Source organism: Polynucleobacter sp. JS-Mosq-20-D10 (genome assembly GCF_018687755.1).
Lineage (GTDB): Bacteria > Pseudomonadota > Gammaproteobacteria > Burkholderiales > Burkholderiaceae > Polynucleobacter.
Genome location: NZ_CP061305.1, coordinates 975946 through 992352 on the forward strand (window position 1 = coordinate 975946; position 16407 = coordinate 992352).

Genomic DNA, 16407 nt, shown 5'->3' on the forward strand with positions numbered 1-16407 from the left:
GAAAAACAAAAGCAAAAGATTTAGGTTGTTGTCCAACATGTGGTCACAAATTAAGGAAATAAGATGAAGAAGACTCTATTGGCCGTTGTCTCAATCTCAGTAGCTGCATTGGCTTATGCAAATACCTCATCGGATTCTTCTGAGTTGCTAAACCAGCAATGCAAGATTTCCGCTGAAGCAGTTTCTACATTAAAGGGCTTACGCTATGGCAATACCTCCATTCGCAAGGATGTAGCCGGCTTAATTAATTTAAATCTAAAAGTTCAAGAGAACAAAGATGCAGCGCAAATGACCCTAAATCGAATGATTGATGATTCAACTAATTCAACATCAGTCTTAGAGACGAAGTATTGCTCGTAGGGGTAAAGGAATATCAAAGTCTTGAGGGGCTTGCTAATAAAGAAGGGGGGTCAGACAGACCCCCATGTGGAATTATTTTTTAAGATTTGCTAAGAAATCTGCAATAACTTTATTCTGAAATGCATTTTCATCTTTTGTTGCCCCGGCACCTGATAGGTGGCCCATAGGGAGGCGATCATTGATGGCTATGTATTTAGCTCCTGGAATCAATTTAGCCGAAAGTTTGGCATCGGATTCTGGATTGAGCAAGTCGCCAGTACCGGCAAGAATGAGAGTTTTAGCTTTGATTGACTTTAAAGCGGCAGAAGTATCGCCATTAAAGCCTTGGGTTTGACCCACATCATGACGGTCGTAGGCCCTTGATTGCCAGATCCAATCATTGGCATCCATCCTTTTCCATCCTGCATCCTGTACCTTTTTTAGATACTCAATTTCAGCTTCAGGCGTTGCGTTCAGTTGCTCTTGATATGCTGGAGTTCTGACAATTACTCCGCTAAGCCATCCTGACCACAGACGCATGCCTTGCTCAACGGGTTTATCGTATTTACCGCCTTGATAGCTCGGATCTGTCATGATGCTTTGGCGTAGCATCTCCAGCACGCCCGTTGTCCATGCATTCGTTTTTGCAAGCGGAATGATCGGAATAATTGCCTGCATAGAATTCGGATGAGAGACTGCCCATTGCAGTGCTTGCATGCCACCCATAGACGCACCAACTACTGCCACTAGCTTTTTAATTCCGAAGTGATCGGCAATAAGGCGATATTGGCTGTTCACCATATCGCGCATATTGAATTCTGGAAACTGGATATTGGGTTGTAATTTACTATTTGATGGAGAGGTAGTTAAGCCATTTCCAATAGCATCAGTACAAATCACAAAATATTTATCTGTATCTAATGCTTTACCTGGCCCAATGAGGTAATCAATCCGATGGTGATTGCCGCCAATTGCAGTGACCATGAGTATGGCATTGCTCTTATCGGCATTTAAGGTTCCCTGTGTCGTATAGGAAAGTTCAAAGTCCTTAATAACCGAGCCATTCTCAAGGGCAAAATTACCCTCTGCATAAAGTTGATGGGCAGGTTCTGTAGGTTTATGGGCGACTGCGTTGCCAGCGATTAATGTTGCAGTTAGTAGTAGTCCGTTCATAATGATGCGATGCATTATTGTCTCCTCTTTATAGTCTGATATTTATAACAGGAATTTTGATTGGCCCACTCATTTGAATGTCCAGAATGTGGCAATCCCCGAGGGATGCAGGGGGAATGTCGTCAATGCGGCAGCGAGGAACTTCCTTTCCCGCATAGTGACACGATGGTATTGAATTTAAAGTTTGATAGTCCAAGTGCTGAGGAGGCTTTGGACCGATTGACTATTAGACTGCGCCGAGCTTCGGAAGTGGGCATCAAGGCAATTATATTGATACATGGCTATGGAGCCAGTGGCGAGGGTGGCAAAATTAAATGGGCCGTTCATGATGCTCTGGAGAATAACTATTTCTCGGACCGTGTTGATGAGTATCACTTCGGTGAACAAACCGCATTTGGTAGCGAGTCTTACCATGCACTTTTGAGAAGAAGACCTGGATTAAGGGCCTATCTAAAGCACTTCAAAGAAGGAAACGCTGGGATGACGGTATTAATACTGTGATCTCTGTTGAAATTGCTTAGAATGGACTCATCCATCAATGCGATGGCATCAGCAAGGAGTGGCAATGACTGCTAAAAAATCGACAACTATGCATGAAGAGGTAGAAATCAATTCTGAAAATTTAATTGGTGATTTCAAGGCACTCATGGCAGATGCTGAGGATCTCATTAAAGCAACAGCAAGCTATGACGATGGGCCGCTTGGCGCAATTCGTTCAAAGGCCTTGGAGACTCTCAATAGCGCAAGGGAAAGTCTTTCCTCTGTTGAGGGCACTGTGACTGAAAAGGCTCAAGTCGTTGCTGAGCGCACTGATGAGTTTGTCCATCGAAATCCCTGGGAGGCGGTTGGTGTTGCTGCTGGTATTGGCTTGTTAGTTGGTCTATTGATTCGCCGTCGCTAGGAATTCATGTCACAAGAAAATCTTTTCTCTTCACTAAAGAATCTCGTCTCCACAGGGGCATCTATTGCTCAGACCCGTCTGGAGTTGATCTCTACGGATGTGCAGATTGCGCGTACTAAGTTTTTGAGTCTTTTAGTTATGGTGATCTTTACATTGTTTTTCTTGTTCTTTGGCTTGGTGATGCTGGCCTTGCTCATTGTGATTTATAGCTGGGAAACTGATCGCATCATGGCGCTGAGCTTGCTAACAAGTAGTTTCTTAGCTGTAGGTATCATTTTGGCGCTGGTAGTTATTCGCTCACTCAAAACCATGCCTAAATTATTTGAGGCAACCATTACGGAGTTGGCAAAAGACCGCCAGGAGCTTTCAAAGCGATGAGTCAAAAACTAGCTGAACTTCAGGCTAGGCAAAGGGTGCTGCAGGAGCGGGCAGCCCTTGAGCGAGCTGACTTCGCGTTGCATTTTGAGCCCATAGAAAAGCCCTTGTCATGGGCTGATAAGGGTATAGATGCTTTTAATTTCATGAAGAGCACGCCGATCTTATGGACTAGTGCATTCGCTGTACTAGCGCACTACAAACCCAAGCTTGCCAGTAAAGTGCTCGCCGTAGGCTGGGGTGCCGTCAAACTACTCAAGGGTGCCAAGAGCCTTCTATAGCTAGCCCTTAAGCAACTAAGACCGTCTTATTGGGGATTCCGCTTTGGGTCAGGGCTCCACCACCATTTAAACCAGAAATTTCTAAAAATGTGATGGCGCCAGCTACTTCAAAGCCAGCCTTTTTGAGCAGTTTACTGGCTGCGATGATGGTTCCGCCTGTAGCTAGCACATCATCCACAATCAAAACACGTGAACCAGTTGGCAAAGTAGATTGCTGAATTTCCAGAGAATCAGAACCGTATTCCAGCCCATAAGACTCTCGGTGGCTGGCTAGAGGTAGCTTATTGGGTTTTCGAGCTAAAGCGAGGCCTTTATGGGTTTTGTAGGCGAGGGCGGTGCCAAAGATAAAGCCACGGGATTCAATACCTAAAATATGGCTGTAATCAAACTGCTGTGCAAGTGCCTCTAGTTGCAGCGTAGCCTCCTTAAATGCACTCGGATTAGCTAATAAAGGGGAGATATCCCTAAAGAGGATTCCTGGCTTAGGAAAGTCGGGGACTCCGGGTAGATAATCTAATAAATTCATTATTGGCTGACATGAAAACACAATTACTCATTATTACCGCATTAGAGTCTGAGCTGGATAAAAGCACGTTGCCGGCGGGTGTTGATATTGTGTATTCTGGGGTTGGTAAGATCAATGCAGCTACGGCAAGTATTCAGGCCATTCATCAATATCAGCCTCAGAGGATAGTGAACTTTGGTACCGTCGGAAAAATTAACCCCGCTCTTCAGGGTTTGCTAGAAATCGGCAAAGTAATACAGCGCGACATGATGACAGTCCCTTTGGCGCCTCGAGGCCAAACCCCTTTTTGCCCTAAACCATCCCACTACCTTTCTCTTGGTGGTGAGCATACTTGTGGCACTGGCGATAGCTTTGTTACTGCGCATGACCCCTGGTTAATATCGCAGGCAGTTGATGTGGTGGATATGGAGTTATTTGCGATTGCTAATATTGCTTACCAATTTAATATCCCATGGCAATCATTTAAATACGTGACTGATGATGCCAACGCTGACTCTGGAAATGAATGGACTCACCGCGTCAATCACGGTCAAGAACTGTATTTAGAGAAGCTCAAAGACTTGATGAGTACGTAAAGCGCTCCAAGCACAATCACCTCATAACTCAAGCAGATGAACTTACAAAAACCCTGGCTGAACAGCTATCTCGAGGGCGTTCCCCATGAAATTGATTTAGCGGGTTATTCATCAATTGCTGATTTGATAGAGAGCTCTTTTAATAATTATCCTAATCGCATAGCAATGGATTCGATGGGGCACACCATCAGCTACCGTCAACTCGACATTCTGTCCAAGGACTTCGCTGCTTATTTACAAACTTTAGGTCTTGAAGCAGGCTCGCGTATCGCAATCATGTTCCCGAATGTACCGCAGTACTTAATTGCAATGCTAGGGACTCTCCGTGCAGGCTTTGTTGTAGTCAATATTAATCCGCTCTATACCGCTCGTGAGCTAGAGCATCAACTCCAAGATAGCGGTGCGTCCATCTTGGTGATGCTAGAAAACTTTGCTCACGTATATCAGGAGATTGCCAATTATGGGCTTGTAAAGAAAGTGATTGTGAGCAGCATAGGTGAGACTTTGGGTCCGAAGGGCGTCATCATCAATTTGATTGCTCGCCATATTAAAAAGCTAATTCCGCATTGGAGCTTTGCTTGTGTCAAATTCAATCAAGCTCTGAAAATTGGGTTTGGGCATGGCTTTACTAAACCAAATCTAAGGCAGGACGATATTGCTTTTTTACAATACACGGGCGGTACTACAGGAGTTTCTAAAGGCGCAGTTTTATTACACCGCAATATATTAGCCAATATCATTCAAATTGAATCTTGGCTTGAGCCCGCCTTAAAAAATCGTCAGCAGCAGTTGGTTTTTTTATGTGCGTTACCCATGACTCATATCTTTGCACTAACTGCCTGCGGTCTGCTTGGAATGCGTAAGGGTGCCAAATTATTATTGGTCGCCAATCCCCGCGATATCACTGGCTTTATTAAGCTGTTGATGAAGCACCCCGATATCAATATTTTTCCAGGTGTCAACACGCTATTTCATGCGCTGATACATCGTCCAGAATTTAAACATGTACGCATACCCAATCTCTTGGTTACTATCGGCGGTGGGATGGCAGTTCAAAAGAAAACAGCGGAACTTTGGCAGAAAATAATGGGGGTGCCGATTGCTCAAGGATATGGGCTATCGGAAACTTCCCCAGTGGTTTGTGTGAACACGCCATTTGTAAAAGAATTTACCGGATCCATTGGTATGCCCGTGCCTAGTACGGATATATTGATATTGGATGACGACGGAATAGAAGTTCCATTTGGTACGCCTGGAGAGATTTGTATCAAGGGTCCTCAAGTGATGACGGGTTACTGGAATAGACCCGAAGAGACTCGACAATCTTTCACCTCAGAGGGATATTTTAAGTCTGGCGATATCGGAATTATGAGTCCTGATGGCTTTGTGCAGATTGTCGATCGCAAGAAAGACATGATCGTTGTTGCTGGCTATAAAGTATTCCCCAATGAAATCGAGGAAGTGATTTCTCAAATGCCCGGTGTAAGAGAATGTGCCGTGATTGGATTATCCCATCGCAAGCTCGGCGAGATCGTCAAGGCCTATATCGTCAAGGATAAGCCCGAGCTAACTGAGGCTCAAGTCATTCAGTATTGCAAAGAGCAAATGACAAGTTACAAACGCCCCAGAAAGATCGCCTTTATTAATGAAATGCCTAAGTCTAATGTGGGCAAAATCTTGCGCCGTCATCTGCGCGACTTATAAATAACTATAACCCGCCACCAAAGCGGTATTGCCAAGAAATCCCATACAAGTCATAACTATTATTGGTTCTTGAGTAAGCCCCCGTGCTTGCCGATAGCCGAATCGAATTATGTTTATTTACTGGGTAGGACATCGTTGTTCCAAAGCGCCAATTCTCTTGGCTGCCGCTAATTGGGTTGCCATTGACGTAGGATTGCCCGCCAGTAAAGTAGGTGGCATCTACTGAAATCCAAGCAGTATTCTGAAAGTAATAAATCGCGTGGGTTTGTGTTGAGTAAACCGGGTTCTGAGATAGCGAGTTACCGCCCATGAAGTTGGTATTGCTGGTGTAAAAAATACCAGAACCAGCGAGCTCAAATCGCCAAGGACCAAGCGCTTTAGAAACTCCCAGACCAGGCTGAATGAACCATCGATTTGCGCCCACATTAATGAGTTGATTGTCGTCGTACTTGCCCCATGGCACTGATGCCGCAAGACTGACCCCAACAATTAGATCTTGCTGATAACTCTTAAATTGATCTAGCGTTAATGCTGGAGCGCCATAGAGGTTAATTGCTGCCTTGATGAGTGGATCTGATAATCCCTCAGTACTGGCATTGACTGTGCGCCCACCAATGGTGCTAGACCCAGTCAGTTGGCCATAAGGAAGCACTAGAGTGAGCTTGCCGGATTGACCCCCTGCATCAAAGATATGGGTGAGGCCCATGACTTCGCTGGTCAGGGTGTAATTGCCAGCCTTTGCCTGTGCAACCCCCGCGCTGATGAAATTAATCCCTACTGGTGCATTGGAATAAGTGCGCGCCTCGATTTCTTGGGCATGAGATAGAGTTGCTAGAAAATGGCCTGTAATGAGTAATAGGCATTTACCTATTAGAAAAGCCCGACCTTGAGTAATGGAGGGTAAATTAATCATCCGAGTTGAATGACTGAAGTTTAATTAGCTTGATTTCGGTTTATCGCCAAACAAAATCTTCAGGGTAGCGTTGCTACCAAGCATGATGGTCATCCCCGACATGAGTAGATAAGGCCACACAATTAACCAGTACACGATCGACATAGCTACTACACGTAAGGGGTTGGATTGGCCAAATTCAGTCATGGAGGTCAAAAATTCTTTTCCATGAATTAATCCATGAACTCCAGCTTCTAAATAATTTAAGCCCAAGACAACTAGAAGATAAATCAGGGACTCCAAGAGTAATGAGCTCACGATTCCTCGCTTCTCATTGACTTTGATTGGGAATGCAGCTTGAGCGAGTAGCATGAATTTGGCGCAGATTGCCGCCTTAAACAAAGCAAAGCCAAAGATGGATAAAGGAATGGGCCTATGATCTAGTAAGGTTGCCGCTAAAAAGGCAAGAGCGCAAAACCAAGTGCCAAAGTAAATGGTTAACTGCAATGCTTTAATAAATTCTTCCTTGGCTTTTTCTTTAAAGCCATGTGAAGGAGCTAAATTAGGTAGCGTAGCACTCATAAAAACTTTCTGAAGTGATCCATTAGCAGTTGCTGCAAGAGCTAACCTCAACAGGTGCTGGTTCTTGGGTGTAGCGCGCAATAAATGCATGCTTACTCTTGAGTGGCAATTGAATCCACACAAAGTGACCTGAGCCAGGGGCAACATCAATTGGTTCATCTTTGAGGTTCCACATGGCATCAAGCACCATATCTTGATTACCCTCGGGTTCAATGATTTCTAACTTATCACCAATGGAGAAACGGTTTTTCACATCTATCTTGACGCGACCGGAGGCCTCATCGATCTCCAGGGTCTCCCCAACATACAAACTTCTGCCCGAGAGCGAGTGACCACGCATGTAGAGTTGATACTCTTTATCGTGATGACGCTCATAGAAACCATCGGTATAGCCACGATTTGCAAGACCCTCAAGATTGCCAATGAGAGACATATTCATTGGACGACCGGCAACTGCATCATCAATCGCAGTGCGATAGGATTGGCATGTACGAGAAACGTAATAGGGCGACTTAGTGCGACCCTCAATCTTGAATGAATCAACACCCATCTTCGTCAAGCGTTCGATATGTTCAATGGCACGTAAATCTTTGGAGTTCATGATGTAAGTGCCGTGCTCATCTTCTTCCATTGGCATTAAATCATCTGGACGACGTGCCTCCTGAAGAAGAACCACGTCACCGCTGGTATTTTGTTGGCCAGGTTTGACCTTGTAATCCCAACGACAGGCATTGGTACAGGCGCCTTGGTTGGAGTCACGATGGGACATATAGCCAGATAGTAGGCAGCGGCCGGAGTAGGCAATACACAAAGCGCCATGTACAAATACTTCTAATTCCATTTCCGGACAGTCTTGTCGAACTTCTTCAATTTCATCAAAAGATAGCTCGCGTGACAAAATCACTCGACTGATACCAACAGAGCGCCAGAATTTTGCAGAGGCGCCATTAACCGTATTAGCTTGAACGGATAAATGAATGGGCATGTCTGGCCAAGCTTCTCTGGCCATCATGATCAGACCAGGGTCTGACATGATCATCGCATCAGGCTTTAATGCAACTACAGGATCCATATCTTTAATGTAAGTACGGGTCTTACCACCATGGGGTAGTAGATTGGACACAAGATAAAACTTCTTACCTAAAGCATGGGCAGTATCAATGCCTTCCTGAAGTGTCTCCATTTTTCCGAAGTCGTTATTACGCACTCGAAGGGAGTAACGCGGTTGTCCGGCATAAATGGCGTCGGCACCAAAGTCAAAGGCAGTGCGCAGCATGGAAAGGCTGCCGGCAGGGGCGAGAAGTTCTGGAATCTTAGTCATAGCGCTATTTTAAGGTCTACTGAGAGCTTTAGCTCGATTACTCATCCGCTATAGTGTTGCGCAGTATTCCAATAGATTCGATTTCAATCTCACAAATATCCCCTGGTTTCATAAAAACAGGGGGTGTCCTTGCATAGCCAACGCCAGCCGGGGTTCCGGTGATGACAAGATCGCCAGGCTCGAGCGTCATGCACTCTGTTATCAGCACAATGGTTTCTGCCACGTTCCATAAAAAGTCTTTGGTATTAGCGTTTTGCATAACTTGGCCATTCAAGCGAGACTGAATTCTCAAGCCATCGCAGCCAAGGGGAAGCTCATCTGGCGTCACTAGCCATGGCCCAAAAGCACCAGTTTGATCAAAGTTTTTACCAATAGTCCATTGGGTCGTTTTACGTTGATAATCTCGAATACTGCCATCATTAAAAATGCTGTATCCCGCCACACATTCCAAAGCGTTTTCTAATGTCAGATGGCGCGCCTTTTTACCCACCACAAAGGCAAGCTCCGCTTCGTAATCTAACTTATCGGAAACCTGGGGTCGAATGATGGGGCTTAAATGCGCTGTTAATGAGCTGGGTCCACGCATAAAAAAGCTGGGGTATTCAGGTCTAGCGTTGCCACCTTCTTTTGCATGGTCAGCATAGTTCAAACCCATGCAGATAATTTTTCCAGGTCTCTCAATGGGCGATCTAAAAGTGATAGCGTCTATCTCCCCTTTAATTGCCTTTGAATTATGGATGGCTGCTGCAGCACGATTTAAGGACTCTTGAGATTCAATAATTGCTTGCAAGCTATTGGGTATAAAAGGATCTGTAGCAGATAGATTGATGAAGATATTTGAACTCCCAGTTAAGAGGGCCCCCACACCGTCATAGCCACTTGAATCTCGATAACTAAATAATCGCATTGCAAAGCCTCCAATTGAATTGGTTTATTTGTTGTTTGTGATGGCAGTATAGGGCAGTATCTGGGACTGATCAGGACCGCTCTATCAGCTCCATTGCTGGATAAAGTGTGATAAGTTTCTGATACTCGACATATACATCCAAAATCTTTAGAAAGCCGATCAACATCATGGAGACCCCAAGTAAAGTGCTAAATGGTGGCCAAATCCTCGCAAACGCATTAGCAAGGCAGGGTGTAGATATTGCCTTTGGCGTTCCTGGCGAGAGTTTCCTGCCTTTATTAAATGGCTTAGTCGATCATCCTGATTTTCGATTTATCACTTGTCGACAAGAAGGCGGCGCTGCCTATATGGCAGAGGCCTACGCAAAATTAACGGGTCACCCCGGCGTTTTAATGGTTACCCGAGGCCCTGGCGCCTCGAACGCCATGATTGGAATGCACACTGCCTATCAAGACTCAACCCCATTGGTTTTATTGGTCGGACAAGTTGGCACTGATATGGTTGAGCGTGAGGCCTTCCAGGAAATTGACTATCGCCGGATGTATTCAGAATGTGCGAAATGGGTTGGTAGCATCGATCGCGTCGATCGGATTGATGAGTTTGTTTCACATGCATTTCATGTGGCACAGGCAGGTCGAAAAGGACCAGTTGTATTAGCTTTACCGGAAGATGTGCTGTACATGACTGGTCAAGAAAACCCTGTCAAAGCTGCCCATATCGTTCAGCCAGGCTTAGATCTCCACAGTTTTGACCAAGCAATGCTTGCTTTTACCTCTGCTAAAAATCCAATGGTAATAGCTGGCGGTGGTAATTGGAACGGCACTGCATGCGAGGCTTTGTGTTCTTGGGCAAACTCGCAGGCCATACCGGTTGCAACGAGCTTTCGCTCTCAAGATGTTATTGACAATCTGGATCCTGCGTTTGCAGGTGACCTAGGTATTGGCGCCAATCCTGCTTTGGTAAAACGTCTTCAAGAAGCAGACGTCTTGTTAGTCATTGGAGAGCGCCTTGGAGAGATGACAACTGCTGGTTACAGCATATTGACTGTTCCTCAAGCGAAACCAAAATTAATTCATGTGCTGTCAGGCCCTGAAGAGTTGGGTCGTGTGTATCGACCTGACTTTGCCTTAAATTGCAGCCCAGAAAATTTTTGCTCAGCATTAACCATGGTGAAGATGAATGATCATCATGATCGCACCGCTATGAAGCAGGCTCATGATGAGTATCTCGCTTTCTCCAGCCCAGTGACTGTACAAGGTGACTTGCAACTAGCGTTCATCATGGACTCATTGTCTGATCTCATACCGCGTGATGCAATTATCACTAATGGTGCTGGGAATTTTGCAGCCTGGGTGCATCGTTTTTATCCCTATGGGGCATACAAAACCCAATTGGCACCCGCTAATGGATCAATGGGCTATGGTCTGCCTGCCGCAATTGCTGCAAAGATTGCTAGCCCCGAAAAAGTGGTTATCGCAGTTTGCGGTGATGGCGATTTTATGATGAACTGCCAAGAGCTGGCTACTGCTGCTCGTTACGATGCTTACCCAATTATTTTGGTGGTGAATAACAGCATGCTCGGTACTATTCGCATGCATCAAGAGAGGGAGTTTAAGTCTCGCGTGATTGCGACTGGGTTAACCAATCCCGATTTTGTGAAGTTTGCAGATAGTTTCGGAATGCCCGGTTTTAGAGTCAGCAAGACCGAGGAATTCGCGCCGGCATTTGCAAAGGCGCTTGCTAGTAAAAAAGGTGCTTTGATTGAACTGGTCTTAGATCCAGAAGTAATTACCCCAACTAAACTACTTTCTCAATTGGGGCAATAAAAAAGAGGAGCGATGCCCCTCTTTAAGCAAGTCAGATTGAAACTTAATCTACCTTTGCTCCAGAATCTTTGACAACTTTTGTCCACTTGGCAATTTCATTTTTAATAAAAGCTGAGAATTGAGTAGGTGTATTACCAACTGGCTGTGCACCCATGGCTAAATATTTTTCTCTCACAGCAGGGCTGTTGATAGCAGCCATCAGAACGGTGCTATCTTTGTTGAGAATATCGGCGGGCATATTTGCTGGGCCGACAACACCGAACCACGAAGTTGCCTCATAGCCTGGCAAGTTTGCCGCCTCAGCAATGGTGGGCATGTCCGGGAATGCAGGTGAGCGTTTGGCACTAGTAACTGCCAATGCCTTTAAACGACCAGCACGTATGTAGTTAATCGAAGAAGGGAGATTGTCGAACATGATGTCCACATTGCCCGCCATTAAATCAGTGACTGCTGGAGGGCTTCCCTTATAGGGCAAGTGCAACATGTAAGTTTTTGTCATTGATTTAAATAGTTCCCCAGCCATGTGAATGGAGGTGCCATTACCACTCGAAGCCATGTTGACTTTTCCTGGGTTAGCCCTGGCGTAGGCAATTAAATCACTCACGCTATTGATTTTGTTTTTAGCTGCAAATTCAGGATTTAGAACCAATACGTTAGGCAGCTCTGCTACCAATGTAATGGGAGTGAAATCCTTAATCGGATCAAATGGTAATTTTCCGCCGCCTTGGGTGTAAAGGGGGAGATTAATCCCGTGCGTACCCACGGATGCCATGAGCCAGGTATAGCCATCTGGAGCCGATTTAGAAACTATTTCCGCACCAATATTGCCGCCTGCACCTGGCTTATTGTCAATAACGACATTCCACTTCACGGTATTTAATAGTTCGTTTTGGAGCGGTCTGGCAATGTTATCGGTTGCCCCGCCAGCAGGAAAGGGGACAACAAAACGTATTGGTTTATTTGGATAGTCCGATTGAGCGAGGGATATGTGGCTTGTGCCAAGCAATAAGACTATCAGTGCTGCAAAGAATAGGGGCATACGAATAAATACATTTAAAAGTTTGCTTTGAATCATGGCTATCTCCTGTTTACTAAATTCATTCTAATGATGATTTTTAATCCAGTGCCAAAAGCATAACAGAGCAAGAAACAAAAGGGTTTCATGGGATTAAAAGGCCTATTTTGTGTTCAATCTAACCTTATAAAGAGTATCCTACAGGGTCTGTGGCATGCCTTTCAATCTTAAATTGAAGGCGCCTACTAATGAATGCAGAAAGAACGCAATGACAAAACTCACATCCAAGCCCATCCTAAAAAAAGCGAGCGGCATTTTGGCGCAGGAGTTTGCTATACCTAAAGACATCGCCTGGGCTTGGGTTACTTTGCTACTTTCTCAAGAAGAGCAAAAGCGCGATAGTGAAGAAAAACGCTACGCCCGTATCGCAGAATTTGAAGCCTGGATTATGGAATTAAATCTCCCGGCAGATCCAAAAAATCCCGAAGGCGGCGCAGTAAGTCCACAGTTAGTAAAAAATTCAGCTAGAAATGTATTTGAGTGGCCACATGAATACATCTTTGACGAGCCAGCAGCACCAAAACATCCAGATTCTAAAGTCACCTATGGCGATACGATTACCAAGCCAATCTTGGATGCCATTAAAGATGCGGGAGGATCGGATGATCGCCCAGCACTCATTGCCATTTTGGAAGGCTACGCAAAAGAGGGTAAAGAGCCATTTGCCAATGTCACCCCAGGTGGAATTGAGTGGAAAGGCAGCAATTGGTCCGATGGGGATAAACTCAATCTTCTCACCATCAAGACTCTAAATAACCGCCTTGCTAATCTAAAAAAGAAAGGGCTAATCTAGACTCAATCGACTCAGCTGGACAATCAAAGAAAAAACCACCTAAAAGGGTGGTTTTCTTGTATCTGGATCTCGACCTAGACTCGTAATAGGGTGCTATGTATTAACAGATACCTTTTAAACAACTGACCCCTTTAATTTACACCAAAAGATACATATTAAATTAGAGTTCAATAACCTTTTAGGTTAATCTCATGCATTTGCTAATTAATGTTTAAGCGCCTAAAAAAATCGGATATGAAATGTCATATAACTATCACGGATTGCACTACGAACTTTGTGTTGCGGAAGTTAACAGATTCATCAAAGACCATCACTCTCTTTTTGATGGAAAATTAAGTAATTTCTATAACTACTCAAGGGTGGTATCGCTTGCCGAGTTTGGTCGCCTAATAAAAGAGCTTAAGTTGCAAAACCAGCAACATGTTGGGGTTGTATCAGGATCCATGAATGAGCCTGAACTTAAACTAATTGACGCGGAGCAAATTAGCCTGCTAAATTTCTCTGAGGATGCTAGTTATGACTTAGATATGCCGTGGAAACTCCAGCCAAGCCGTAATTTTTCCCTAACAATATGTAATCAGGTTTTTGAACATATCTTTAACCAACATATTGCTCTTGAAAACTTAATCCATCACACAAGGAAAGATGGCCATATTTACATATCAATCCCAACCGTTAACTGCATTCATGGAGAGCCATACTTTTATTCGGCTGGATTTCATCCTAGGTTCTTAGAAAGACTTGCCCTAGAACACAACCTAGAGATCCTAAATATTGGCTTTTGGGGCTCCCATAAGTATCTAATTAATGCAGTTAGTGGCCAGTGGCTGACAAATAATCAGCTTAAAAAAGGTGTTCACAGGCTGAGAGATTTACGCTACCCAATATCCATTTTTCAAGATGGTCGATTTAGGTCAAAAAATAATAGATACATTACTGATTGTTGGGGGCTTTTTAAAAAGAAGTAATCTTAGTCTTTGCCTTTTTTTGAAAAACCCTTTTGCAACAAGCTGTAGCTAAAGTTATCAATGAAATGGCGGATGAATACTCCGATGGTGTTTTTATCTTTTACGTTAAGATTTTAAAAAAGGACTTAATAGCCCCTTTTTCTATCTCTTCTCACGATTCGCTAGCTTGCCTAAAAAGACCCTAGTGCTATCGTCTATAAAGAAAAAGCCCCAAGATTTCTCTAGGGGCTTCGCATATTTGGCTCCTCGACGTGGGATCGAACCACGGACCAACAGATTAACAGTCTGCTGCTCTACCGCTGAGCTATCGAGGAATAAGCCGATATTATAGCAAGATGAAATCATCTACTCCAAGTTCTATGCAGATCCCTAAAGTATTGACCATCGCTGGGTCCGATAGTGGCGGTGGCGCGGGCATTCAGGCTGACCTCAAAGTGATTACAGTCCTTGGTGGATATGGGATGACGGTCATCACGGCTATTACCGCCCAGAACACTATGGGGGTGAGTCGTATTCAGGATATTGATCTTGATGTGGTTGAGGCTCAGATTGATGCGGTATTTCTGGATATTGGGGTGGACATTGTCAAGATCGGCATGTTGGCCAGCCCAGAAATCGTTCGTACTGTGGCGTCGGCCCTCAAACGTCATGGAGTCAAAAGAATAGTCCTAGATCCTGTGCTAAGAGCTACCTCAGGCGCTAGTCTTGGTGGAGACGATACCGCTCAAGCCATGATTAAGGAGTTATTTCCGATAGCAAGCTTAATCACCCCTAATCTAGAAGAAGCGGGCTTGCTCTTGGGTCGTGAGCTCGTCGGAGTGAAGGACTTCAAGATGGCGGCAGAAGAGTTGCTCGAGATGGGCTCTCAGGCAGTTTTGATCAAGGGAGGACATCTGGATGCTAGCCATACTCAGCTGACAGATTTTCTGATGTGGCGAACTATTGAAGATGGTCTTGAGGTGGTTCAGTCAAAAGAATTCAAGCACTATCGTGTCAATACGCCTAACACCCATGGTACTGGCTGCTCACTGTCATCTGCTATTGCTACTTACTTAGCAGACGGTCACGATCTTTCTCATGCTGTTGCTAAGGCAATTGCTTATGTTGAGGCGGGACTGGAGAAAGGGCGTTTCTTAAGTATTGGCGAAGGTCCAGGACCGTTATGGCATATGCATGATTTTTATCCGACTGCATTGCCAGAAGAAGAGGATAAGTATAAAAAAATGAAGAATTAGGTTTTCATGAGTTCTTGCAGTCTCTTGACTGCTGCCTTTGTATCACTCGACCCATTGATTGCCCTGACAACCGCAACTGAGCCAACGCCGCTTTGCGCTACTGCATGAATACTGCTTTCATCAATGCCACCAATAGCCACTAAAGGATAGTGACTCATCAATTGAGCGTATTTATATAAACGCCCTAAGCCTTGAGGAGCGGTGGCCATCTTCTTCAAATTGGTTGCAAAGACTGCACCCATAGCGATATAACTCGGGCAGAAACGATCTGCATAAACCATCTCAGCATAGCCGTGGGTACTTAGACCCAAGCGTAGGTCTGCAGATCGAATCGCGTCCAAATCTGCCACCTCTAGATCCTCTTGTCCTAGATGTACACCGTAGGCATCAGCTTCAATCGCCTCTTGCCAATAATCATTAATAAAAAGTAAAGTCTTGCTGCCTTTAACTGCCTCAACAGATTGCACAATCTGCTTTCGGATGAGTCTGCGATCATCTGATTTTAGGCGCAGTTGCACCGTTGGTACTTCAGCCTCAATTGCACGCTTTACCCAATCAGCATCAGGCATTACGGCATATAAACCCAAGCGCGGAGGACACTCCGGAAAAGCATTGGGATTCATGTTCCGCGTCCAAGGGAGCAAATCAAAATGCTCAGGTCTAGAAGGCCATTTCAGTGGATTAAATCCACCGTCTTGGTGAACCATGCGTGACCAAGCCTTGCCTAATACTTTGGCATCACATTCGATAAAGCCCATCTCAATCGATGCAAGTGCGCCCGCTAATTCGTAATGATCTGTAGCATGTTCGTTATCAATTTTTGGCGGGGGCGATGACATGCTGTACGCTGGGATCGGTAAGCACACATCATCCTTTGCATGGGCTGCAACAATTTGATCCGCAAGGTCGCGCACTAAGCTCATCTCAATGACGC

General features: G+C 44.8%; 19 protein-coding genes and 1 tRNA gene. 11 read left to right on the forward strand and 9 right to left on the reverse strand.

Translation table 11 applies throughout. From position 1 onward, the window contains the following. Positions 1-63 precede the first annotated feature (63 nt). Entirely contained in the window at positions 64-360 is a 297-nt protein-coding gene (locus FD967_RS05055; protein ID WP_215327041.1) for a hypothetical protein, read from the forward strand. A 72-nt stretch (positions 361-432) separates the two neighbouring features. Here FD967_RS05055 and FD967_RS05060 read toward each other — a convergent pair whose 3' ends face one another. Next, a complete protein-coding gene (locus tag FD967_RS05060) occupies positions 433-1527 on the reverse strand; it encodes an alpha/beta fold hydrolase (RefSeq protein WP_215327042.1) in 1095 nt (364 codons plus the stop codon). A 150-nt stretch (positions 1528-1677) separates the two neighbouring features. Here FD967_RS05060 and FD967_RS05065 point away from each other — a divergent pair, with 150 nt between their 5' ends. The 4 genes from FD967_RS05065 (at position 1678) to FD967_RS05080 (ending at position 3069) form a co-directional block, all read left to right on the forward strand. Further along, the gene (locus FD967_RS05065; protein ID WP_251369103.1) at positions 1678-2013 is read left to right on the forward strand and encodes a Smr/MutS family protein; all 336 of its coding nucleotides are present in this window, start codon (positions 1678-1680) and stop codon (positions 2011-2013) included. A 64-nt stretch (positions 2014-2077) separates the two neighbouring features. Further along, complete coding sequence (locus tag FD967_RS05070; RefSeq protein ID WP_215327044.1) at positions 2078-2413, forward strand: YqjD family protein; 336 nt, start codon at positions 2078-2080, stop codon at positions 2411-2413. A gap of 6 nt (positions 2414-2419) precedes the next feature. Then, complete coding sequence (locus tag FD967_RS05075; RefSeq protein ID WP_215327045.1) at positions 2420-2791, forward strand: phage holin family protein; 372 nt, start codon at positions 2420-2422, stop codon at positions 2789-2791. Next, a complete protein-coding gene (locus FD967_RS05080) occupies positions 2788-3069 on the forward strand; it encodes a YqjK-like family protein (protein WP_215327046.1) in 282 nt (93 codons plus the stop codon). The genes FD967_RS05075 and FD967_RS05080 overlap by 4 nt, the downstream gene beginning before the upstream one ends. Positions 3070-3076: 7 nt before the next feature. On the opposite strand, the gene FD967_RS05085 is transcribed toward FD967_RS05080, so the two are convergent. Then, positions 3077-3595: an adenine phosphoribosyltransferase gene (locus FD967_RS05085; protein ID WP_215327047.1), complete on the reverse strand. Its 519-nt coding sequence runs from the start codon at positions 3593-3595 to the stop codon at positions 3077-3079. Between the two features lie 11 nt (positions 3596-3606). Between FD967_RS05085 and FD967_RS05090 the strand changes: the two genes are divergently transcribed. After that, positions 3607-4170 carry a 5'-methylthioadenosine nucleosidase gene (locus tag FD967_RS05090; protein WP_215327048.1) on the forward strand — a complete coding sequence of 188 codons (564 nt, stop codon included), beginning with the start codon at positions 3607-3609 and terminating at the stop codon, positions 4168-4170. A gap of 36 nt (positions 4171-4206) precedes the next feature. Next, a complete protein-coding gene (locus FD967_RS05095) occupies positions 4207-5874 on the forward strand; it encodes an AMP-binding protein (protein WP_215327050.1) in 1668 nt (555 codons plus the stop codon). A gap of 4 nt (positions 5875-5878) precedes the next feature. Here FD967_RS05095 and FD967_RS05100 read toward each other — a convergent pair whose 3' ends face one another. From FD967_RS05100 to FD967_RS05115, 4 genes are read right to left on the reverse strand one after another with little or no spacing between them, the layout of a single operon-like run. Continuing rightward, positions 5879-6787 (reverse strand): transporter, encoded by a 909-nt coding sequence (locus FD967_RS05100; protein ID WP_215327051.1) that lies wholly within the window; start codon positions 6785-6787, stop codon positions 5879-5881. A gap of 24 nt (positions 6788-6811) precedes the next feature. Next, positions 6812-7348 (reverse strand): hypothetical protein, encoded by a 537-nt coding sequence (locus tag FD967_RS05105; protein ID WP_215327052.1) that lies wholly within the window; start codon positions 7346-7348, stop codon positions 6812-6814. Positions 7349-7370: 22 nt separating this feature from the next. Further along, positions 7371-8669, reverse strand: coding sequence for a U32 family peptidase (locus FD967_RS05110; RefSeq protein ID WP_215327053.1), 1299 nt, complete (start codon positions 8667-8669; stop codon positions 7371-7373). 37 nt (positions 8670-8706) lie between these two features. Further along, complete coding sequence (locus tag FD967_RS05115; protein ID WP_215327054.1) at positions 8707-9576, reverse strand: fumarylacetoacetate hydrolase family protein; 870 nt, start codon at positions 9574-9576, stop codon at positions 8707-8709. A gap of 167 nt (positions 9577-9743) precedes the next feature. Here FD967_RS05115 and FD967_RS05120 point away from each other — a divergent pair, with 167 nt between their 5' ends. Beyond that, the gene (locus FD967_RS05120) at positions 9744-11402 is read left to right on the forward strand and encodes a thiamine pyrophosphate-binding protein (protein ID WP_215327055.1); all 1659 of its coding nucleotides are present in this window, start codon (positions 9744-9746) and stop codon (positions 11400-11402) included. A gap of 43 nt (positions 11403-11445) precedes the next feature. On the opposite strand, the gene FD967_RS05125 is transcribed toward FD967_RS05120, so the two are convergent. Then, positions 11446-12441, reverse strand: coding sequence for a tripartite tricarboxylate transporter substrate binding protein (locus FD967_RS05125; RefSeq protein WP_215327179.1), 996 nt, complete (start codon positions 12439-12441; stop codon positions 11446-11448). Between the two features lie 244 nt (positions 12442-12685). On the opposite strand from FD967_RS05125, the gene FD967_RS05130 reads away from it, so the two are divergent. Then, positions 12686-13270 (forward strand): hypothetical protein, encoded by a 585-nt coding sequence (locus FD967_RS05130; protein ID WP_215327056.1) that lies wholly within the window; start codon positions 12686-12688, stop codon positions 13268-13270. 239 nt (positions 13271-13509) lie between these two features. Continuing rightward, positions 13510-14238, forward strand: a complete 729-nt coding sequence (locus tag FD967_RS05135) for a class I SAM-dependent methyltransferase (protein ID WP_215327058.1) — start codon at positions 13510-13512, stop codon at positions 14236-14238. A gap of 239 nt (positions 14239-14477) precedes the next feature. On the opposite strand, the gene FD967_RS05140 is transcribed toward FD967_RS05135, so the two are convergent. Continuing rightward, positions 14478-14552: transfer RNA gene (locus FD967_RS05140), tRNA-Asn, on the reverse strand. A gap of 21 nt (positions 14553-14573) precedes the next feature. On the opposite strand from FD967_RS05140, the gene thiD reads away from it, so the two are divergent. Continuing rightward, positions 14574-15473, forward strand: a complete 900-nt coding sequence (gene thiD / locus FD967_RS05145; protein WP_215327059.1) for a bifunctional hydroxymethylpyrimidine kinase/phosphomethylpyrimidine kinase — start codon at positions 14574-14576, stop codon at positions 15471-15473. Here the strand turns inward: thiD and thiE are convergent. Next, positions 15470-16396 (reverse strand): thiamine phosphate synthase, encoded by a 927-nt coding sequence (gene thiE, locus FD967_RS05150; RefSeq protein ID WP_215327060.1) that lies wholly within the window; start codon positions 16394-16396, stop codon positions 15470-15472. The genes thiD and thiE overlap by 4 nt on opposite strands. Positions 16397-16407: the final 11 nt, after the last annotated feature.